This is a genomic window from Deltaproteobacteria bacterium (assembly GCA_022340465.1).
Taxonomy (GTDB): domain Bacteria; phylum Desulfobacterota; class Desulfobacteria; order Desulfobacterales; family B30-G6; genus JAJDNW01.
In genome coordinates this window covers 54,520-74,626 of sequence record JAJDNW010000088.1, presented here as the reverse complement: position 1 = coordinate 74,626, position 20,107 = coordinate 54,520, and the positions used below count along the sequence as shown (strand labels likewise).

Annotated in this window: 21 protein-coding genes; 14 read left to right on the top strand and 7 right to left on the bottom strand. The window is 51.9% G+C overall.

The annotated features are described in order from the left end of the window. Positions 1-45: 45 nt before the first annotated feature. Positions 46-327, top strand: coding sequence for a Smr/MutS family protein (locus LJE94_13535; GenBank protein MCG6911132.1), 282 nt, complete (start codon positions 46-48; stop codon positions 325-327). Between the two features lie 335 nt (positions 328-662). Here the strand turns inward: LJE94_13535 and LJE94_13530 are convergent, their stop codons facing one another. Together LJE94_13530 and LJE94_13525 are read right to left on the bottom strand one after the other, a co-directional pair. Beyond that, on the bottom strand, positions 663-1,079 hold the full coding sequence (locus LJE94_13530; GenBank protein ID MCG6911131.1) for a DUF2914 domain-containing protein: 417 nt from the start codon (positions 1,077-1,079) through the stop codon (positions 663-665). A 26-nt stretch (positions 1,080-1,105) separates the two neighbouring features. After that, positions 1,106-1,570 (bottom strand): LPP20 family lipoprotein, encoded by a 465-nt coding sequence (locus tag LJE94_13525; GenBank protein MCG6911130.1) that lies wholly within the window; start codon positions 1,568-1,570, stop codon positions 1,106-1,108. 511 nt (positions 1,571-2,081) lie between these two features. Between LJE94_13525 and LJE94_13520 the strand changes: the two genes are divergently transcribed. From LJE94_13520 to LJE94_13485, 8 genes are all read left to right on the top strand, one after another. Next, entirely contained in the window at positions 2,082-2,420 is a 339-nt protein-coding gene (locus LJE94_13520; protein MCG6911129.1) for a hypothetical protein, read from the top strand. Beyond that, complete coding sequence (locus tag LJE94_13515) at positions 2,420-3,427, top strand: potassium channel protein (GenBank protein MCG6911128.1); 1,008 nt, start codon at positions 2,420-2,422, stop codon at positions 3,425-3,427. Before LJE94_13520 ends, LJE94_13515 begins: the two co-directional genes overlap by 1 nt. A 3-nt stretch (positions 3,428-3,430) precedes the next feature. Next, positions 3,431-5,137: a DNA repair protein RecN gene (recN, locus tag LJE94_13510; protein ID MCG6911127.1), complete on the top strand. Its 1,707-nt coding sequence runs from the start codon at positions 3,431-3,433 to the stop codon at positions 5,135-5,137. 317 nt (positions 5,138-5,454) lie between these two features. Next, the gene (locus LJE94_13505) at positions 5,455-7,698 is read left to right on the top strand and encodes a GAF domain-containing protein (protein ID MCG6911126.1); all 2,244 of its coding nucleotides are present in this window, start codon (positions 5,455-5,457) and stop codon (positions 7,696-7,698) included. A 64-nt stretch (positions 7,699-7,762) separates the two neighbouring features. Continuing rightward, positions 7,763-8,008, top strand: coding sequence for a zinc ribbon domain-containing protein (locus tag LJE94_13500; protein MCG6911125.1), 246 nt, complete (start codon positions 7,763-7,765; stop codon positions 8,006-8,008). Between the two features lie 5 nt (positions 8,009-8,013). Further along, entirely contained in the window at positions 8,014-8,454 is a 441-nt protein-coding gene (locus LJE94_13495) for an SH3 domain-containing protein (protein MCG6911124.1), read from the top strand. Positions 8,455-8,479: 25 nt separating this feature from the next. Then, positions 8,480-9,469 carry an adenosine kinase gene (locus LJE94_13490; GenBank protein MCG6911123.1) on the top strand — a complete coding sequence of 330 codons (990 nt, stop codon included), beginning with the start codon at positions 8,480-8,482 and terminating at the stop codon, positions 9,467-9,469. A gap of 90 nt (positions 9,470-9,559) precedes the next feature. Beyond that, positions 9,560-10,246 carry a tetratricopeptide repeat protein gene (locus LJE94_13485; protein ID MCG6911122.1) on the top strand — a complete coding sequence of 229 codons (687 nt, stop codon included), beginning with the start codon at positions 9,560-9,562 and terminating at the stop codon, positions 10,244-10,246. A 329-nt stretch (positions 10,247-10,575) separates the two neighbouring features. Here LJE94_13485 and LJE94_13480 read toward each other — a convergent pair whose 3' ends face one another. Genes LJE94_13480 through LJE94_13460 form a run of 5 tightly spaced genes read right to left on the bottom strand, consistent with a single transcriptional unit; the run spans position 10,576 to position 16,585 of the window. Continuing rightward, positions 10,576-11,955, bottom strand: a complete 1,380-nt coding sequence (locus LJE94_13480) for a sigma-54 dependent transcriptional regulator (protein MCG6911121.1) — start codon at positions 11,953-11,955, stop codon at positions 10,576-10,578. Between the two features lie 2 nt (positions 11,956-11,957). After that, entirely contained in the window at positions 11,958-13,457 is a 1,500-nt protein-coding gene (locus tag LJE94_13475; protein ID MCG6911120.1) for a two-component sensor histidine kinase, read from the bottom strand. Positions 13,458-13,477: 20 nt separating this feature from the next. Next, the gene (locus LJE94_13470; protein MCG6911119.1) at positions 13,478-15,067 is read right to left on the bottom strand and encodes an MlaD family protein; all 1,590 of its coding nucleotides are present in this window, start codon (positions 15,065-15,067) and stop codon (positions 13,478-13,480) included. A 10-nt stretch (positions 15,068-15,077) separates the two neighbouring features. Beyond that, the gene (locus tag LJE94_13465) at positions 15,078-15,818 is read right to left on the bottom strand and encodes an ABC transporter ATP-binding protein (protein MCG6911118.1); all 741 of its coding nucleotides are present in this window, start codon (positions 15,816-15,818) and stop codon (positions 15,078-15,080) included. Beyond that, a complete protein-coding gene (locus LJE94_13460) occupies positions 15,815-16,585 on the bottom strand; it encodes an ABC transporter permease (protein MCG6911117.1) in 771 nt (256 codons plus the stop codon). Before LJE94_13460 ends, LJE94_13465 begins: the two co-directional genes overlap by 4 nt. Before the next feature lie 312 nt (positions 16,586-16,897). Here LJE94_13460 and LJE94_13455 point away from each other — a divergent pair, with 312 nt between their 5' ends. From LJE94_13455 to LJE94_13435, 5 genes are read left to right on the top strand one after another with little or no spacing between them, the layout of a single operon-like run. Next, positions 16,898-17,095, top strand: coding sequence for a helix-turn-helix transcriptional regulator (locus LJE94_13455; protein MCG6911116.1), 198 nt, complete (start codon positions 16,898-16,900; stop codon positions 17,093-17,095). A gap of 9 nt (positions 17,096-17,104) precedes the next feature. Beyond that, on the top strand, positions 17,105-18,160 hold the full coding sequence (locus tag LJE94_13450) for a pilus assembly protein PilM (GenBank protein MCG6911115.1): 1,056 nt from the start codon (positions 17,105-17,107) through the stop codon (positions 18,158-18,160). Beyond that, the gene (locus LJE94_13445; protein MCG6911114.1) at positions 18,157-18,735 is read left to right on the top strand and encodes a PilN domain-containing protein; all 579 of its coding nucleotides are present in this window, start codon (positions 18,157-18,159) and stop codon (positions 18,733-18,735) included. The genes LJE94_13450 and LJE94_13445 overlap by 4 nt, the downstream gene beginning before the upstream one ends. Further along, a complete protein-coding gene (locus tag LJE94_13440; protein ID MCG6911113.1) occupies positions 18,732-19,367 on the top strand; it encodes a type 4a pilus biogenesis protein PilO in 636 nt (211 codons plus the stop codon). The genes LJE94_13445 and LJE94_13440 overlap by 4 nt, the downstream gene beginning before the upstream one ends. A gap of 27 nt (positions 19,368-19,394) precedes the next feature. Next, a complete protein-coding gene (locus LJE94_13435; GenBank protein ID MCG6911112.1) occupies positions 19,395-20,075 on the top strand; it encodes a pilus assembly protein PilP in 681 nt (226 codons plus the stop codon). The last annotated feature ends 32 nt before the right edge of the window (positions 20,076-20,107 follow it).

Here is a 20,107-nt window from a genome sequence, read left to right as displayed (position 1 = left end):
GCTCCTTTCAGCGCGGGATGAATTCAAATTATAGGTAATGGATGTATGGAAGATTTTGACGGCATGGAACCCGTGATCGTCGACCTGGAAGATGTCATCGATCTGCACACCTTTCGCCCGGCGGATGTTCCCGATCTTCTGAATGAATATATCCGCGCTTGTGCAGAGAAAGGATATGCTTCCGTGCGCATCGTTCACGGAAAAGGGCGTGGGATTTTAAAAAAACGGGTGGAAAAAATACTGGCGCGGCATCCCCGGGTGACTTCCTTTCACCCGGCGCCACTCGAGGCCGGCGGCTGGGGCGCAACGATTGCCGTATTGAAATGAGAAAATCGAATGGCCCCTTTCAAGGGCTCCGGCGGAACACATCGTGGCAACATTGTCAGATCGGCAGGTAGCTCCATGTGTGCCGGTAATCGAGACAGCAAAATTTCAAATACGAAAACCCGAAATCCCAAACAATATCGAATGGCCGAAATTCAAATGATCAAAAGGTGCCTGTAACCACCGGTCGTTTGGTTTGATTTTCTGTCATTAAATCATTTGATATTTGGATTTGTTTAGAATTTTGATATTGGGATTTAGCGGTCACATGTTTTAGCGGTATCAAAACACCATCCTTCCGGGGTGATACCAGTGGCGGGTCCTATGAGCCCGGGCATCTACTGCTGTACCAGGAAGATAATGCTGGATAGGACGACCCCGTCCGCCGAAACGACTTCCACCATCCAATCTCCGGCGTCGCCCGCATCGATGCGTTTGCTGCTCCACGTTCGCCAGCTTTTCGATTTCACGGGTAAATTCACCGAAGATTTCAGGTCGCCGTTCAAGAACCACCGGTGGGTGACAACGGTATCGTTTACGGCGCCCACAATCTTGGTAAAACAATACAGCTTGCCGGCATCGCTCGTAAAAACATTCCCGGTCCCCAGGGGAACGCGGTTTTCCACGACACGGCAGATAACCGCATTTTCTACTTGCAGCGACGATGGGTTATCATTGGCGTCAGCCGCGTCAGCAGAGAGAAGTCCGAAGACCGCGCCCAGGGAAATCAGCGTCAAGAGTGCTTTTTTCAACATGGGGTCCTCCCCGTATCATAACTGAGTTACTGCAACGTTTTCAGGATGGCGGCGGCTTGTTTTCTTTCCATTCGGATGAGCACGTAATAATGGTCGGCCGGGCCGTAACGGCCCTGTTTGTCATACCAGCGCTCGACGACTTCCGTGTAGTTGAGCTCCGTGTCGGACAGCACTTCCACGAGCTGTCTGGAATACTCACTTTTAGACGTGCTGATTACGAGGTCGTGGCTGGACACATGCGAAACGATCACCCGTCCCAACTCCGCCCTGGCGCGGTTTGCCGCCTGATTCCAGGCATCCTTGATCATACGGGTCTTTCCTGAAATGCCCACGGCATAGAAATACTGGTCGTCCGAAGGTGTTGACGTAAGCCATTTTGGAACCGGTTCGGTCTTTTTTCGGCCCGAGGCGCATGCGGAAGTGAGCATGCAGAATGCCACAATCAGAACGATGATGGGATGCCGGGTCGCCGGACCTGAGGTAAAAATCATATGCCTGCTTCGATGAAAATGCCGTTTGCCTTTCCGATTTGAACGGACTTTACGGAATGATAATACACAATGCTCATTTAAGCAAGATCCTGTTGCATTCTCGTTCTATGTTTGACACCGATCCTGTATAGCAGTATTTTATTATGGCGACTACAACCTAAATTGAGCGTTTCAAATTTTAGGGACTTGCTTTTATGTTCAATATAATTAGGATGGTGCCATGCCTTTTGTCTGCAGGCCCGGGTTGATCGGCAAGGTATATGTTCCCGCGCGGATCCCCGGGACCCTCAAGAAAAACAACTGTAAGCGCTGTTTTGCGTGCCAGGCATGCAGTAATGACCGTTGCCGAGTGTGCCTGAACCGCAGAAGCGCGGCAATGAAGCCCGGCCCTGGTTTCGTCCGGCAGAGGGGGGACGGCCAATAGCTACCGGCTGATCATGGCACCCTCTGGTAAGATGGTAGAAGTGTCGTCACCGTTGAGGGCCATTTGTCGAAAGGCGGCTGTGTGCGTATGGTGACAATCGATACAAAAGATTTCGTCCACCCAGAACTGAACCGGTCGGTCAAGGCCATCGGCGGGGAGTATCTTTTCGCCAAAGAAGCGGTACTTCCCTTTGAAGGCCGTGACGTATTATACCTGGTCGGGTGCGCGCTTTTCGACACCACCTGCTGCGGTGCCGGAGGCGTCTGCTATGCCCGCGTTGCCGGGTTCATCCAACAATTTCAGTACAAAACCGACGAGAGCGGCCGCCCGGTTTCCCTGGTCGTACCCGTTGCCGACCGGCATGAACAACAAAAGATACGGCGCGCCATCAGCCGCTGCGAACCCGTCCAGCAGGTCGAATTTTAATGGGGATCAAACGACGACTTATCCTGATTCTGATCGTTGTCTTCTGTGTAATCATGGCGGGCAGTTTGGGATATTATATCATTTACCGGGGCCAGAGCAGTTTCATGGACTGCCTGTTCATGACCGTCATATCCCTGACGACGGTCGGCTATGGCGAGGTGACCGCCGTAACCGGCAACGTAGCAGCCCAAATTTACACCATCATCCTGATCACCTTTGGCATGGGGGTCATCCTGTACGGCATCAGTACCCTGACGGCAATCATCATCGATGGCGAACTTTCGGGGATCTTGAGGAAAAAAAAGATGGAAAAAGAGATCAGCAAACTGAAAAACCACTACATCGTTTGCGGCGGAGGGGAGACCGGCCGGCCGGTACTTGCCGAACTCATCAAAAACGGGGAGACGGCGGTGCTTATCGAGAAGGACGCAGAGAGTATCGATCGCTGCAAAGAGGTTGGAGACTTGCTTTACATCCAGGGTGATGCCGCCGACGATGCCAGCCTGACGGCGGCCGGAATCGATAAGGCGGCGGGGATCATCGTGACGCTTTCTTCCGACAAGGACAACCTCTTTACCACCATGAGCGCCAGGATGCTCAACAGCCGGGTGAGGATTATCAGCCGGGTCATCAGCAAGGATCTCGAGCCAAAAATGCGGCGTGCCGGGGCCAACAGTGTCGTTTCACCCAATTACATCGGCGCCCTGAGAATGGCTTCCGAAATGATACGTCCGGCGGCCGTCGATTTTCTGGACAGCATGCTGCGCAGCAGCAGGGGAAACCTGCGCATTCACCAGATCAATATTTCCGACCAGTCGCCGCTGGTCGGAGAAAGCCTCATGGAAAGCAGCTTGAAGAAGGATCATGAGCTGCTGGTTCTAGGCGTCAGGCACCGGAACCGGGAGATGGAGTTCAACCCCTCGCCGCAGTTGATTCTTGAGAAGGGGATGACGCTCATCGTGATGGGGGATGTGGACAACATTGCCAAGGTGCGGCGGAAGTACTGATTCATGCTGCAGGAACTGTTCATAAAAAATTTCGCCATTATCGACGACCTGCGCATCCGTTTATCCGGGGGGCTGTCGATTTTAAGCGGCGAAACCGGTGCCGGAAAATCGATCATCATCAACGCCGTCAACCTGCTTCTCGGGAGCCGGGCATCAGCGAACTTGATAAGGACCGGGGCCGAAACAGCCGAGTTGGAGGCGTTTTTCACTGTTGGTCCCGCCAGCCCGGCGGCCGAGGCCATGCGGGCCCAAGACTTCGATACTGCAGAAGGCCTTCTGATCAAGCGGACCATTTCCCGCCAAGAGCGACATCGCGTTTACGTGAACGGCCGGTTGACCACCATGCAGGTTTTGAAGGAAATCACCCGGCACATGGCCAGCATTTCCGGCCAGCATGCGCATCAGGGGCTGATGAAAGAAGACCGTCAGCTTCTGATTCTCGATCAGTTCGGGGGCGCTGCCGCACTTCGGCAAAAGGTTTTCGATGCCTATCACCGGCAGGCCTCCCTGATGCGGGAGTTGAGACGGCTCAAACGGCAGAGGAAAAACCAGGCCGATCAGATCGAACTCCTGGGTTTTCAGAAAAAAGAGATACAGTCGGCACGGGTTTCACCCGGCGAGGACAGCGAACTGGCGCAGGAGGCTTCACGGCTGAAAAATGCCGAAAGGCTGTACCAGACGGTCTACAACTGCATGGAACTCCTTTACAACGCCAGCGGTGCCGTCGTTGAGCAGCTGTCCCATGTAAAAAAGGAACTGGCGGCGGTCGCTCCGATGGATCCGTTGCTGGCCGCGCCGGCGGAGGGTGTTGCCGACGCCGTTTTCACGATAGAGGACATCGTTCACGAACTGCGTGATTATCTGCCGCGGATACGGACGGATGAAACGCGCCTCACGGAGATAGAAGAGCGGTTGGAGTTGTTGAGTGCCCTGAAGCGAAAATATGGTGATTCCCTGGAAAAAGTACTGGAACGGGCCGACAACATCCAGCGGGAAATGGATGCCATTCAAAACCTGGGAGACACCATCGTTTCTGTCGAATCGGCGCTTGAAAAGGCTTATGCTGAAACCCTGCAGACCTGCAGACGGCTTTCGAAAAAAAGGGGGGAAGCTGCCGATGCGGTGGGCAAAAAGGTGGAACGGGAACTGGCCTCCCTCAAAATGCCGCACACCCGCTTTCAGGTGATATTGTCGAAAACACCCGCGGAGAAGAGCATTGACGAGCACCTGCAGACCGAGGGGTACGCGATCACCGAAACGGGCCTGGAAAGCGCCGCGTTCATGATAGCCCCCAATGTCGGGGAGACCTTGAAGCCGCTGGCGGACATCGCTTCCGGGGGAGAGCTTTCACGCGTCGTTCTGGCGCTAAAAGCCATTCTGGCACACAAAGATGCCGTCGAAACCGTTGTTTTCGACGAAGTGGATGCCGGCATCGGCGGCGGTGTTGCGGAAGTCGTAGGGAAAAAATTGTCCGATCTGTCGGCCATTCACCAGGTGATCTGCATTACCCACCTGCCACAGATAGCCAAATTCGGCAGCGTCCATTACAGGATTTCAAAACAGGTTCATGCCGGCAGAACCAGAACCGTTATCGACCGGCTGAACAGGCAGGACCGGGTGACGGAAATAGCCAGGATGTTGGGAGGGGAAGAGATGACGCCCAAAACCCTGGCGCATGCCCGGGAGATGCTGGAGAATACAACCGGTTGAACCGAGATAGCGAGCGCATTCCCTGCAGCTTGCTGCAGGGTAGGCAAGCGAATCATAATAGGCAGAATTCCGGCAAACCCGAAAATCAATGCAGGTCTTTTCAAGGCGGCATATCATCAACCGCCTGAAAACCTGTTTCCTCCCTCCCCAATTTATCTCCGTATTATATCCCAAGCCTTCCCGTCTTGCACCCTCCTTCCTGTCCATTTAAATAGGGTATAGGGGCCGAGGATTCAAGGGTCCAAGTGATCCAGTAACTACTCCGTATGCGTCCCCCGAAAGAGCCCAAACAAGGACAGATGATGGACGGTCGAGCCATGCTATATTCTCTCCCACCGCTTTTGACGCTTTTGTGTTATGCAGCCCTTGGGCTGCTGACCTTGAGAAAGGGGCTTGAAACGCCGGTGAACCGTCTGCTTTTTTGCATATCCCTTTCCGGCACCTTTCTCTATGTGGACATTCTTGTGCTTTTCAACACCGGATCCAGGCCGTTGGCACTCTGGACTAGCCGTTTGGATCACTGCTCCGTCGTTTTCACCATCCCGTTGTTCATGCACTTTTTTAGATCCTACCTCGATATAAACGGCCACAAGTGGTTGCCGGCAGCTGCGTACGTCTATGCCGCCCTGCTGATGCCTTTCGCCTTCACGCCTTATATGATTGCAGGCATGCAGCACCACACTTTCGGATATTTCGGCCGAGGCGGAACACTTTATCCGCTTATCGGCATCGGCGCCCTCATGACGCTGATGTATTGCCTGTTCCTGCTGGGAATGGCAATTCATCGTGAAACCAGCAGCATTCGGAAAAACAAACTGACATATCTGTGCATCGGTTTCGGCACCATGGGGATGCTAAACGGGTTGAATGTGTTTCCTATTTTGGGATTTTCCATCTACCCACCCGGGGCTTTCAGTTTCATACCTTTAGCCGTTTTTACCGTCGGACTTCTGCGATATGATCTGCTGGACATGGGGGGCATCATCAAGAAAAGCCTTTTGTACTCGTTGTTGACGGCCTCGTTGCTGTGTGTATATTCCCTGATGGTCATCATGGCCAACAAGTACCTGACCTGGCTTGGCTTGGAAAACAGGCTATTCTACAACCTGGTGCTTTTTGTGATTGTCGCTACGATTTTCGGTCCGGTCAAAACGTACATTCAGAAAGCCCTCGATCAACGCTTTCACAGAGAGAAGTTCGACCACCAGAAAGTCGTCAAAAAACTTGGGCAAACGATTATTTCAACCCTGGATGTGGCCGCCATCGCCCGCCACCTTTCCATTACCGCCATCGATCGGATCAGGCTGAGTGCCTGCCATCTGTTTCTGAATACGTTTACTGCGGCGGGGTTTCAGGTGGTTCCCGTCGCTTGCCAGAAGGGTTCATGCGGGTCAAAAAATGTCTATTTGCAGCAATCGCCGCTGGTCAACTGGTTAAGGCGGCGCCGCCAGGCCGTCATCAAAACGAAACTCCTGGAAAAAAGAGGAGAGGCTTCCGCCCGGCAGGTGCTTGACGATATGGCCGCCATTTCCGTGGAGATTGTTTTACCGCTTATTTTCAATGGACGCCTCCTCGGCTTCATCGGTTGCGGCCAGAAGAAAAACGGCAACCTGTTCAGCAGGGAAGAGATCGACCTTCTAACCACCCTGGCCATGCAGACCACTCTGGCTGTCGAGAACGCTTCATCCTACCGCCGTCTTGACGAACTCAACAAAACGCTGGAACTGCGTGTCGATCAGCGAACCAGAGAGCTGCAGGGGGCGCTTTTGGAAAAGGAAAAAACCCAGGAACAACTGGTGCGATCGGAAAGCCTTGCCTCCATCGGTCTGCTGGTGGCCGGTACCGCTCACGAATTGAACAATCCGCTGGCTTCCTCCATCAGCCTCCTTCAATCCGGCGTGGAGGAGCTCGAAAAAGACGACGGACTTGTCGGAGACAAAGCCGCTGTACTGCAGGATCTGAGGGTTGCCGGCCGGGAGCTCAAAAGAGCCAAAGCGGTTGTGGCCAGCCTCCTGGGGCTGTCGCGGCAGACGAGCAGCTACAAGGAAAAGGTTGATCTGAATGCCGTTATCGGTGACGCGGTGCGCGTGCTCAGAAACCAGTTCAAACCGGCCTGCCCACGGGTCGATCTCCGTCTCGGCGACGATCTTCCGCGGATTTGCGGCAACTATGCCAGCCTGGGTCAGGTGGCCGTGAACATCCTCAAAAATGCCCTTCAAGCCACTGACCGGAACGGGGGGGAGGTCACCCTTTCGACCGGTTATGAGCCGCAAAGCGGTCGCGTCATTTTTTCTTGCGAGGATTCCGGGCCGGGGGTAACGCCAGACGTCCGGCGGGACATGTTCAAACCGTTTTTTACGACCAAAGAGGTCGGGGAGGGAACCGGCCTGGGCCTGTACATCTCCCACGAAATCGTGCGGAAGCACAACGGCAGCATCCATGTCGAAAGCGAGCCGGCCAAAGGGACGCTTTTCAGAATTGCACTTCCTGCCGCTCTCCCGTTTCACGCAACGGATGGCCCGGGCGTTTTTGACACCAACCAAAAAGGCATCCTTCCTTGACAAACACTTTCCTGTAATTGTAAAAATAATACTTTGGAAAAAACGCAGACAAAGGACGGGGAAAATGCCGATATTTGAATTCAAGTGTTTGAAATGCAATGAGTTTTTTGAGTTGCTGGTGATGAATAAAAATGACGAGGTGGACCTTAGCTGCCCGCAATGCGGGTCGCAGGAGTGCGAACGGGTTCTCAGTTCAACGAGTTTTGCCATGGGCACCGGCAATGGGCAGAAAGCCGGAGCCACGTCTCAAACCCGCACCTGTTCCAGCGGTTCGTGCACCACGTATACCATTCCCGGCCCCAATGGTTGATAGCGATGCATAACGTTAAATATTATACAGCGGTATTGGTGCTGTGGAGTCTGGTTGCGGCTGGAACCGCATTGGCGGACCGCATGGCCGTTTCGGCATCCATCGCCAATATCCGATCGGGCCCCGGAACGAACCACGAAGTGCTGTGGCAGGTCGAAAAATATCATCCGATCATGGTGGAACGTAAATCGGGCGACTGGTACGGCTTCACCGATTATGAGGGCGACAAGGGCTGGATCCATAAATCCCTTGTCGATAACACACCGACCGTGATTACCGTCAGGGAAAACTGCAATGTTCGTTCGGGGCCCGGGACGGACAATCCCGTCATTTTTACAGTGGGCAGCGGAATCCCATTTAAAGTTATCGGCAAAAAGGGCAACTGGCGACATATTCTCCACGCGGACGGGGACAGCGGGTGGATCTACAAGTCGCTGTTGTGGTAGATAGCGCGATCTTAGGTGTTGAAACATGCTGAAAAACAACCCCCCAAAAAAAATAGCCGGCATCGGATCCGCCTTGATGGACGTCCTCGCCTACGAAAACGATGATTTTTTGGAAAAAACGGGAGGCGCCAAAGGCGGAATGATGCTTGTGGACCTCCCTTTCATGGATATGGCGCTGGCCACGACACGAAACGGCACAACCACCGTTCCAGGCGGTTCCGCCTGCAACACGACCGTTGGTATCGCGAAACTCGGCGGATTGTCGCGGTTCATCGGCAAATGTGGCAAGGACGAGCTGGCAGCCCTGTTCGAAGAAGCTCTGAGAACAAATGGTGTCGAACCCCATCTGTTCAAATCCGCATCCCCCACGGGGAGGGTGCTTTCCATTATAACACCCGATGCCCAGCGGTCCATGTTTACCTTTCTGGGGGCATCTTCCGAATTGACCGTGGATGAAGTCGCCGCAAGCGAATTCTCCGATGTGGCCATCGTGCATGTCGAAGGTTACCTTTTGTTCAACGAGGAATTGATTTATGCCGCCGTCAAATGCGCCAAGAATGCGGGCGCTTTAATTTCTCTCGACCTGGCAAGTTATACGATCGTCGAGGCATCGCGGGACATCCTCGAAGATATTGTCGAACGCTATGTCGACATCCTGATCGGCAACGAAGACGAGGTTCGAGCCTTTACCGGTCGGAACGATGAGGAGGCCGCTATTGCGTCGCTCGCACGTAAAGCGGACATTGCCGTGCTGAAGGTAGGCGCAAGGGGCAGCTACATTGCCAGGGATGCCGACATCGTAAAAATCGAGCCGGTAACCGGGTTGGGGGAAGTGGTTGACACCACCGGTGCCGGAGACCTTTGGGCCTCCGGGTTCCTGTTCGGCATGGTGAACGGCTTTCCACTTGAAAAATGTGGCGTCCTTGGCTCCGCCTGTGGTTATGAGGTTTGCCGGGTGGTGGGTGCCAACATCCCCGACGAAGGCTGGAACAGGATCAGGGCCCGGATAAAATGACATACGGTTTTAACGATAGTATTGATTTGCATAGAAACGCTCAGCGGACGCTTGGTTGACCGGGTGTTTCTGATGTCACCTGGAGGAGTAATGGCAAAAAAACGCGTAACCCGAAAACAACTGTTGAGAGAGCCGGATGAATTTATCACGTTTACCGGGCACCTGATCCGGTTCGGACGGCGCTATCAGAAAGAAATTATTTATGCAACCTGCGCATTTTTCATCCTCGTCATTGCGTTGGTCGCTTTCCGCTATTTTTCCAACAGGGCCGAAAACACGGCATCCGATCTATTGCGGCAGGCGATGCAGAAATACGAGACCCGGCGCAACGACACCGATGCCGCTAAGGCATTTGTCGAGGTTGAGCCGGATTTCGAGCATATTCTGGACAGCTACGGGAACCGGCATGCCGGTAAGATGGCCGTCGTTGTCTATGCCAATCTCTGCTATGAAGCCGGTAAGACAGATAAGGCGATACGCCTGTTTGAAAAGGCACTGAACGACACCGGCTCGAAAGGCGAATACCGCAACCTGATTTTGAGCAGTTTGGGTTACGCTTATGAACAGAAAGAGGATTTGAAGGCGGCCGTGACCTATTTCGAAGACATCGCCGGCAATGACAACCCGATTGCCAAGGATGTGGCCCTGTTCAACCTCGGGCGTCTGTATGAAAAGCTGGGTGAGGGCGAAAAAAGCCGGAAAGCCTTCACACGGCTGATTTCCGATTTCAAGGATTCGGTTTATTACGACCTTGCAAACGAGAAGATGGCCGGATAGATTGCCTCAACCCTCCAGATTACCATCATGGGCCGTACGAATCTATGAAGGGCACACGACCCGTTGAAAAACATCAGCCGAACGGTTGTTATGCCGTTCGGCTGACTAGGAGGAGATCAGATGAAAAAATTATTAGGTTGTCTGTCTTAATAAGCATGCAATTATTCTGCCAAAGATGCGAGAGAGTGTAATTTTTTTATTAAATTATTATTTTAATAATATCAGATAATTGGTTTGAGCCCCCACAGCACCAGGGCGGGTGTGACCATGTTTAACGGCGCCCGGTTTCCAAATGGAAACCACCCGGTTTCCAAATGGAAACCGAATGGTTACTGATCATCCGCCCGAATACCGTGCTTTTTCAATTTCTTGCTTAATCCGCCCTTACTGATGCCCAGCAAATGGGCCGCATCGCTCTGAACATTATTGGTGAGCTTCAACGCCCTCAATATCATCATTTTTTCGATATCATAGAGGGTATCGAAAAGCTGGGCGTCTTCGGGTATGTTGTCAAGCCGCTGTGAATCGGATATGGAATTTCTGAAATCCCTGGGTAAGTCTTGTATCTTGAGTATCTCGTTGGGGCAAAGGATCATGGCCCGTTCGATCACATTTTCCAGCTCGCGCACATTTCCAGGCCAGTGATAATTGAAGAACATCCATTCGACCTCCCTTTCGATGCCCCTTACCGGGGGGGCCAGCTCTCTTTCAGCGGCGTATTTGCCGATGAAATGGTCCACCAAGAGATGAAGATCTTCCTGGCGCTCCCTCAAGGGCGGCAGGTTGACATGGACGACATTCAAGCGGTAGAACAGATCCTCTCTGAAACGTCCTTTGTCGACCTCTTCCTTCAACCGTTTGTTGGTAGCCGCAATAAGCCGAAAATTGACGGAAACCTGTCGTATGCCGCCGACCCGCTCGAAAACTTTGTCCTGGAGAACACGCAGCAGTTTTACCTGTAGGGAAGGTGAGAGTTCACCGATTTCATCCAGAAAAAGGGTCCCGCCGTCCGCCAGTTCAAAGCGACCCTTTTTAGATGACACCGCACCTGTAAAGGCCCCTCTTTCATGACCGAACAATTCGCTTTCGAGGAGGCTTTCGGCAAGAGCGGTACAGTTCACAGCCACAAAGGGGTAATCCCGCCGGGGGCCGTTGAAATGAATCGATTTGGCCACGAGGTCTTTGCCTGTGCCGCTCTCACCCTCTATCAGCACCGTGGCACTGGCCGGTGCGATTTTCCGGATGGTATCGAACACCGCCTGCATCTTTTTGCTTTTGCCGATAATATTTCCAAAACTGTACTGCGACTCCACCGTTTGCCTCAGCCGCCGGTTCTCTTTGATCACGCGGTACATGGAGATGGCCTTGTTTACGTAGACGATGAGACTTTCGTTGTCGAAGGGCTTCATGATGTAACTGTACGCACCTTTCTGCATGGCTTCGACCGCCTTTTCAACGGTGCCGTATGCCGTCATCATGATTACCGGGAGCTCCGGATCCTTTTTCTTGACATTTTCCAAAAGTGCGATGCCATCCATGGCGGGCATCTTCATGTCGGTGAGGACAAGGTCGACATCCGAGTGTTTCAGGATGTTCAGGGCTTCTTCACCACTGTTGGCCATCAACGATTCATATCCTTCCTCCTCCATGACGGCGGCCAGAATCGGCGGATAATTTTTTTCGTCGTCAACTATCAGTATCGTCTCCATTTTCAACTTCCTTGATTTACGGGCAGCCGGATGGCTACGTCGACACCTTGTGTACTGCGATTGGCGATCGTTATGCTGCCGCCGTGGGCTTCAATGATGTTTTTCACGATGCCCAGCCCCATGCCGGTGCCCTTTTCTTTGGTGGTAAAAAAGGGCGACCATATTTTGTCGATGATCTTTTCGTCAATCCCGGTACCGCTGTCCCTGAAATGGACGACAACATGTTCTTCGGCATCGGTGATCTCGATTCCGATTTTGCCCCCGTCCGGCATGGACTGCATGGCGTTGATCAAAACATTCAAAAAAGCCTGGTAAAGCATGTCGCTGTCGGCGATGACGTCCGGCACATGTCCATTCCACTGATGATCGATGACATACCCCTTTTTCGTCGTTTCAGAAGAGAGATAGGCGATGTTCTTTCCGAGAATTTCATCGATGCGGCATGCACTCAAACTGGGACGCCGCGGTTTGGCGAAATTCAGAAAATCGGTGATGATGTTGTTCAGCCGCGCAGCTTCCTCGATGATGACGTCCGGTATGGTGTTGGTCCGGTCCAGGGTGCGGATTTTCTTTTTCAACAGCTCGGCTGAACTTCTGATGATGCCGAGCGGGTTGCGGATTTCGTGGGAAACGCTGGCCACCATTTCCCCGATCGAAGACAGGTGCTCCGCCCGGCTCAGCTGGTCCATGAGCCTCAGCCGCTCCCGCGCCCGTGCCTCGATGGTTTCTTCGCCTCTCTTTACCACGGATATGAGCACAATAAAAAGAATACCCATTACCAGCATGATAGTCAGAACGACCAGCACCTGAAACTTGAATATGGTGCGATAGTCATCGGTAATGTCCTGAACAATCTCGACGACGCCGAAGATCGGCCCGGTGGTGACGGCCAGCGACTCTTCGGCATGCAGGGCGGCATACGTAGTGATCCGGATTTCTTTTGGAAACCCGAGCAGGATTTGCCAGAAGCTGCCATTTTGTTCCAGCTCCGAGGTGTGGTTGCCCAAAGCCGCGTTCTGATACCCCGAGCCGCCGATATCCTTTATCCCCATGATTTCTTCATCGAAACTGTAAATAATGATGTTGTTTGTGTTGTATATTTTGATCCTTTCCACGTTGAAGCCGTGCAGGGTGCCGCGGACGATGGTGTCCAGCCTCTCAAACTGGCGCTTCTCCCTCAGCCGGATTTTTTCACCGGCAAGCTTCATGGGCAGCATGAACTGCCTGAAGATCTGATGATTCAAATTGGATATCAAAAGAAGGGCGTAATCTTCGCTTTTGCTGAACTGCATCTTTCTGGCCCAGTGCATGTTGAGGGAAGAGAGTACAATGGTCCCTACAAAAATGAACACAAAACTGGTCAGCGTGAAGAATTTGTAAAGCCTGAAGGGTTTGGCCTTTTCGTCGATCTGGCCAGGATTCCGACTCTTTGGGGTGATCTCTTTGTCATTCATCGTTCGTCGAATGCCGGTTTTATATTCAATGCGTGCATGGGTATTCATGTGCTTGTTCATACGATGTGTCAGGGAATGGGAAGGCTTGAAAAAATGGTTTTGACATCTTCATCCGAAAAGCTGATTCCCCCCCCGATGAAAAAGGAACGGGAATCTTCGTTGATAAAATTGTCATACCCTGTCGTAATATAAAGATGTGAAAAAGGTGTATAGTCGATTTTGGTTTTGAGATGCGGGTTGCGGTCCAGGCTGAAGTCGAAGGCTTCCAGAGAAACGAGCAGCTTGTCATCGAGGAAATAATAATCGAAGCCGAATCCGCCGGTTGATTCGAGCAGCCCGCCCCTGAGGACGAAGTCGTAATACCGTTTGGCGACTTGGGCCGAAAATTTAAGGGCATCGCGTTCGATCTTGACTTCGTGGGATTCGACGATATTCCCGTTTATGTCGGTGGTCGTGTCGGTGACCGTTTCCTTGCCTTCGGGATCGTCGATGACTTGTAGAAGATAGTACTTGTCTTCGCGGGGTTGGATACGCAGGGTCACGTATGATTTAAGTGCTTCGCTGTTGAATTGATATTCCCCGCGGTAATCGAGATAGGTGCGAAATGTTTCCTGCTTTTCAAGGTAGGTGTTGAGCTGCGCCAGGGTGGTGTTGAGCGAATCGACGGTTTCCTCGTCATTGACCAGTCTGCCGATAGTGCCCTGTCCGGTGTTGATTTTGTCGGTAATCTCGTCCAGGGAGGCCAGGGTCGTGTTGAGGCTTTCGATGGTTTGGTCTTCCTTGATCAGCCGGCCCAGGGTTCCTTCGCCCCGGTTGATGCTGCGGGTGATTTCCCTCAATGACGCCAGCGTTTCGTTGAGCTCGTCGATGGTATCCTCTTCATAGATCAGCCTGCCGATACTCCCTTCCCCGCTTTTTATTTTGCCGGTGATCTCATCCAGGTCCGTGACCAGAGACTCCATATTGCCGGTAACCCGGCGGACACTGGCGATGATTTCTTTGACGTCCTCCCGGCTGGCATCGCCCACTGATTTCAAGGATTCCGAAAAACCCGCCAGGTTTTCGACGATGCGGTCGAAGTCCTCGCTGTTTCTCTGCAACGTCTGATTGAGGCCCGTAACCACTTCACGCAGGTTTGTGACGATGGCACGGACCGAGGCTTCTCCTTCAGCTCCGCCGAGAACGTTGGACAAAGCGCCGGTGAGATTCTTGATGTCGGAGGCCACATCTCCCAGAACATTCATGAGCGTATCCAGATCGGTGACAGGAACCGTTCGCACGAGCCTTTCCCCGGCCGTGAGGGTTGGAGCGGAGGCGGTGCCCGCCATGATCTCAACATATTTATCCCCGAGGATGCCCCGGGTCCTGATAATGGCCCTGGCGTCTTTCTTTATGTCGATGGCGGGTTTGATACGCAGCGTAACCAGGGCTTTGCCGTCCTCGAGGCGAATGTCCTGAACCCGGCCGATTTCCACCCCGGCCTGTTCAACAGTGACATCCCGGGCCAGGCCGCTGGCGGAATCGAACAAGACTTCGATCGGGTATCCCTGATTTTTGGAGAAACCGATCTTGCCGACCTTCATGGACATGTAGCCCAGGAGAACCAGTCCGATGACGACAACCACGCCAACTTTCGCTTCAACACTCAGCTTCGACATAACCGCCCAGTCAGTGTTCGGAAAAAGATTTGCCCTCGATAAAACGCCTCACGAATGGGTTTTCGGACCCTTTCACCTTATCGGGGGGGCCATATTCAATAATCCGACCATCATACAGCATCGCGACCTTGTGCGCAATTTTAAAGGTGGAATCGATATCATGGCTGATAACCAGACAAGTTGCATTGGTGTGCCGCTGCGTATCCACAATAAGCTGGTCGATGGCGCCACGCATGATGGGATCTAATCCCGTGGTCGGTTCATCGAACAGAATGATTTTGGGGTCCAGCGCAATCGCCCTGGCAAGCCCGACCCGTTTCCGCATGCCTCCGGAAAGTTGTGCGGGCATTTTGTCGGCAACATTCGTAAGCCCCACCTGAAGGAGCTTTTCCTCCACGATAGTCCTTATTTCCTCTTGGGAGAGCCGGGTATGCTCTTTTATGGGAAAGGCAACGTTTTCACCCACGGTCATGGAATCGAACAGGGCGGCCTCTTGAAAAAGCATGCCGAAATTTTTTCTGACTTCATTAAGTCTTTTATCATCGAGGGCGGAAATCTCATCTTCGCCGATAAAGACGGAACCCGAGTCGGGCCTGATGAGTCCGATGACATGCTTGAGCAGAACACTTTTCCCCCCCCCGCTTTTGCCGATAATGACCGTAATCCTGTTGGGTTCCACGGTCAGGTTCAGATCGTCGAGGACGATCTGTTTCCCAAAGCGTTTGCAGACATTGAATAATTCGATTTTCAAAACATGACCGCCGTCAAGAAATAATCGCTGATCAGAATGGAAACGGAAGAAATCACGACGGATTGCGTCGTTGCCCGTCCGACACCCGCGGCACCACCGGTGGTGTTGAATCCCTTGTAACAGCCGACCAGAGACAGAATCAAACCAAAAACAGAGGCCTTGACGAGGCCGTTTAAGATGTCGTTGAGGTCGACAAACTCAATAATTCTGGCCATGAAGATGCCCGAATTGATTTTCAGCAGTCCCACACCGACGAAATACCCGCCAACAATACCGATGAAATCAGATACAATCGTCAGTATGGGCAGCATCACGGTACCGGCAATCACCCGGGGCATCACCAGATACTGAACCGGATTTACCGACATGGTGTGCAGTGCATCGATCTGCTCTGTTACCCGCATGGTACCCAACTCGGCTGCCATGGCCGACCCGGCCCTGCCCGTCACCATCAGAGCGGTGATGGCGGGCCCCAGTTCGCGGGTCATGGAAAGGGCAACGGTGGTGCCCACCAGGCTTTCACCTCCGAACATCCTGAATCCGTAGTATGTCTGGATTGCCAGTACCATACCGGTGAAAGCGCCGGTAATGACGACCACAGGCAGGGAGTTGACTCCCACAAATTCCATTTGCTTGAATATTTCGTGAAACCGAAAAGGTGGTCTGACCATCCAGGTTACGGTGGAAACCAGGAGCAGCATGACCTTGCCGAATGCTTCGATGGTCAGAACAAAGGGTTTCCCGGCAAATTCGAGAAAGCGTACCATTCCATGTCCTATAGGGTATGCGCGGATGCAAAGTCAACCTCAAGGTGCGGGAGCTGGCCTGGCAAGGGATAAGGGTCCATTTTTGAAAGCCAGGATTGACCGATTTGCATTCCACTATATGTAGTAACTTTCAATAAAAAGGCACAATATGCAGTAACTGAATAGAATTATGTATAATTTATATATAATTTTACTTGACAATGCAACCGTTTTAGACGATTATGCTATCAAGGTAAAAGGCTAGGTAGGTCGATTCAATTTGGTTGTCATTCATTTTTTTCGCAGGGAACTGCACAATCAGAAATAACCGGTATGAGCAAAAATTCGCTTAAGAAAATAAGAGAGTCTCTACTAATGAGCAAGTCTGAACTTGCCCGGGAAGCCAATGTTTCTCCCATCACGATCACACGTATCGAACAGGGTATGCCGTGCCGCATGGAGACGAAGAGAAAGATTCTTCTGGCTCTCGGATTTAAACTTTCAGAAAAAGATAAAATTTTCGGTGAGTAAGAGATTATCATGGTTTTTAGGAAAAAAGACCATCTCGTCGGTTTGGATATCGGTTCCAGGACGATAAAAGCCGCCGAGGTTGGAGACACGAAAAAAGGGCAGGTACTGGAAAAATTCGGTGCCATCGATATCGCTTCCGGACTCATTGAAGACGGCTCCATAAAAGACCCCGAGACGATTGCCGAATCAATTCGTCAACTATACCATTCCAATGGTATTCGGGAGAACAATGTCGCCATTTCCATCGGTGGATACTCGGTCATCGTCAAAAAAATAAACGTGCAGACAATGACGGAGGACCATCTGCAGGAATCCATTCAATTTGAAGCGGAACAGTACATTCCCTTTGATATCAGCGACGTGAATCTCGATTTTCAGATATTGGGAGAAAATGAACACAATCCGAATCAGATGAGCGTTCTCCTGGTGGCGGCCAAGAAGGAAATGATCAATGATTACATCAATCTGACCCAGATGGCCGGCCTCAATCCCTGTATAATAGATGTGGATGCTTTCGCCCTGCAGAATATTTACGAGCTCAACTATGATGCCGGGGAGCAAAATGTCGCCCTCATCGATATCGGGGCCAGCAAGACGTCATTGAACATTCTCAAGGGCAACACGTCCGTATTCATGCGCGACGTGTCCTTAGGATGCGGGCAGATCAACCAGAAGATCGCCTCTATCACGGACTGCACGCTGGAAGAGGCCGAAGAGATCAAGTTCGGTAACCAGGCGGAAAAAATTTCCCAGGAGGACCTGTCTGACATTATTTCATCGGTGGTGGCGGATTGGTGCACGGAAATTCGCCGGGCACTGGATTTCTTTTATTCAACCTATCCGGACGAGCAGATTAAAAGAATCGTTCTGAGCGGTGGCGGAGGGACTATCAAGGAGTTCAGGGAGCTGCTGGCAGTGGAAACGTCGGCGGACGTGCAGACGATCAACCCTTTTGCTGGCATTCTTGTGAACGAGTCCAAATTTGAACCCGGGTTCATTGAAAAAATCGCACCCCAGGCATCCATCTGCATGGGCCTGGCCATCAGAAGGGTAAACGACAAATGATACGCATCAATTTACTGCCCTTTCGTACGGCACGCAAGAAAGAGAATGTGCGGCGCCAGATTTCCATGTTTCTGCTTTCCTTTGTCCTTCTCGTCGTCGTCGTCGTATATTACAATATCAACCTGAACCGGCAGATCAGCCAGCACAAAGTGCGGAACCAGGATACCCTTGCTGAATTAAAAAAATACAACAAAATCAATTCGGAAATAGCTGCCCTGAAAAAGGCTCTGGCGGTTCTCAACCAGAAAATCGAAGTGATCAACCAGCTGGACGGCGGCCGTACGGAAGCGGTGGTGCTGTTGGAGTCGATGACCCGTCTCATCATTCCCGAAAGGATGTGGTTCACCAGCTTCACGTTGAGAGACGATAAAATTTCCCTGAAGGGGATCGCCATGGATGAACGCACGATTGCGGATTTCATGAAAAACCTTGAAGGGTCCTATGCGGATGTCACGCTGAAATCGATCCAGCGCAAGACGATCAAAGGCAGGGACGTGAACCTGAAGGATTTCAGTTTTGAAATGGCAAGAATGAAAAAGCAGACGGACTCGGATAAAAAGCCTGAAAAATCATGAAAAAAATGAATCTTTCTCTGAAATCACTGGCACCCGTTATCGAAAAGATTGAGCGCCTATCCCGGCTGCAGAGGATACTGATATATGTAGGGATGGTGGTCGTCCTGGTCGGTGCGTTCGTTTACTTCTCCTATATGCCGAAGCTGAAAGAAATCGGCCGACTGGAGCTCGAGTACAAGAATTTGAGCGCCAAGCTGGTAAAAGCCAAAAAAAATGCCAAGCAGATCGATTTCTACCGCAGCCGAATGAGGGCGGCCGAGACCGAATTCAAGATCGTCAAACGGGCGCTGCCCGACAAGGAAGAAATTCCAACACTGATCGACGGCATTTCTCGAGCAGCCCAGGACGCAGGACTCGACATACTTGTGTTTACGCCCCAGCGCGAGGTCACGAAAGAGTTCTATGCGGAGGTTCCCATCGCCATCAGGGTGGCCGGAAATTATCACAATGTAGCTGTTTTCTTTGACATGATCGCCGGGTTGCCGAGAATTGTGAACGTCACCGACATATCCATGACGCCCGGGAAGGGCGATGAGGAATTGACAACGGCTTGCACGGCTGTGGTATATCGCTTCGTCGAACCGGCGCCGAAAAGCGATAACGGAAAGAAAAAGAAGAGGAAAAAGAAATAATTAACTCAGGGAACGATAGCGGAAACCATGTTAAAACATAAAGATAAAATTCGTGTTATCACCTGTTTGATATGTTTCTTGTTGTTTGTCTGCGGCTGTGGGGACAAAAAGAGTGACGTCCAGCAGTCCTCGAGTGTTGTCAGTAAGAAGATAGCCGTTCAACAGCAGACAAGCGGGGAAATCCCCAAGGCACCGGCAAAGGCGGCGGAAACGATTGCTCCGGTAAAACCCGATGCCGGCCAAAATGCGGAAGGGAGTGACGAACCGTCGATACCCGCAACACCGGATCTGGTTCAGGAAAATATCCTGGCCAAAGCGGCTACCGGTTACGACCCCAAGGGAAAGATCGATCCGTTTGTGCCTTTGATAAGGGAGGAGGCGCCGAAAAAAAAGAATGCCGTGGAAGCTTCGAAAACGCTTGAACGTAAGAAACGGAAGCCGACAACGCCGTTGGAAAGGATCGATTTGAGCCAGTTGAGCCTGAGGGCCATTATCAGATCGGCAGAAGGTAATAAAGCCCTGGTTGAGGAGGCGTCCGGCAAAGGATACATCATTACCAAGGGTACGTATATCGGTGTCAATCAGGGAACCGTCATCGATATTCAAAAGGACAGAGTTGTCGTAGAAGAAGAGGTCGAGAGCATTCAGGGAGATGTAACCTTAAAAACGAGAGAACTAAGACTTCCGAAACCTTCCGGAGAGGAATAACATGTTTACGTCAAACAAAAGATTTAGCAGAA

Coding starts and splice junctions, on each gene's coding strand:
- LJE94_13440 (MCG6911113.1), top strand. CDS start 18,732: ATGAAAAAAATGAATCTTTCTCTGAAATCACTGGCACCCGTTATCGAA.
- LJE94_13470 (MCG6911119.1), bottom strand. CDS start 15,067: ATGTCGAAGCTGAGTGTTGAAGCGAAAGTTGGCGTGGTTGTCGTCATC.
- LJE94_13490 (MCG6911123.1), top strand. CDS start 8,480: ATGCTGAAAAACAACCCCCCAAAAAAAATAGCCGGCATCGGATCCGCC.
- LJE94_13495 (MCG6911124.1), top strand. CDS start 8,014: ATGCATAACGTTAAATATTATACAGCGGTATTGGTGCTGTGGAGTCTG.
- LJE94_13530 (MCG6911131.1), bottom strand. CDS start 1,079: ATGTTGAAAAAAGCACTCTTGACGCTGATTTCCCTGGGCGCGGTCTTC.
- LJE94_13500 (MCG6911125.1), top strand. CDS start 7,763: ATGCCGATATTTGAATTCAAGTGTTTGAAATGCAATGAGTTTTTTGAG.
- LJE94_13520 (MCG6911129.1), top strand. CDS start 2,082: ATGGTGACAATCGATACAAAAGATTTCGTCCACCCAGAACTGAACCGG.
- LJE94_13525 (MCG6911130.1), bottom strand. CDS start 1,570: ATGATTTTTACCTCAGGTCCGGCGACCCGGCATCCCATCATCGTTCTG.
- recN (MCG6911127.1), top strand. CDS start 3,431: ATGCTGCAGGAACTGTTCATAAAAAATTTCGCCATTATCGACGACCTG.
- LJE94_13475 (MCG6911120.1), bottom strand. CDS start 13,457: ATGAATACCCATGCACGCATTGAATATAAAACCGGCATTCGACGAACG.
- LJE94_13445 (MCG6911114.1), top strand. CDS start 18,157: ATGATACGCATCAATTTACTGCCCTTTCGTACGGCACGCAAGAAAGAG.
- LJE94_13480 (MCG6911121.1), bottom strand. CDS start 11,955: ATGGAGACGATACTGATAGTTGACGACGAAAAAAATTATCCGCCGATT.
- LJE94_13460 (MCG6911117.1), bottom strand. CDS start 16,585: ATGGTACGCTTTCTCGAATTTGCCGGGAAACCCTTTGTTCTGACCATC.
- LJE94_13515 (MCG6911128.1), top strand. CDS start 2,420: ATGGGGATCAAACGACGACTTATCCTGATTCTGATCGTTGTCTTCTGT.
- LJE94_13485 (MCG6911122.1), top strand. CDS start 9,560: ATGGCAAAAAAACGCGTAACCCGAAAACAACTGTTGAGAGAGCCGGAT.
- LJE94_13455 (MCG6911116.1), top strand. CDS start 16,898: ATGAGCAAAAATTCGCTTAAGAAAATAAGAGAGTCTCTACTAATGAGC.
- LJE94_13450 (MCG6911115.1), top strand. CDS start 17,105: ATGGTTTTTAGGAAAAAAGACCATCTCGTCGGTTTGGATATCGGTTCC.
- LJE94_13435 (MCG6911112.1), top strand. CDS start 19,395: ATGTTAAAACATAAAGATAAAATTCGTGTTATCACCTGTTTGATATGT.
- LJE94_13505 (MCG6911126.1), top strand. CDS start 5,455: ATGCTATATTCTCTCCCACCGCTTTTGACGCTTTTGTGTTATGCAGCC.
- LJE94_13535 (MCG6911132.1), top strand. CDS start 46: ATGGAAGATTTTGACGGCATGGAACCCGTGATCGTCGACCTGGAAGAT.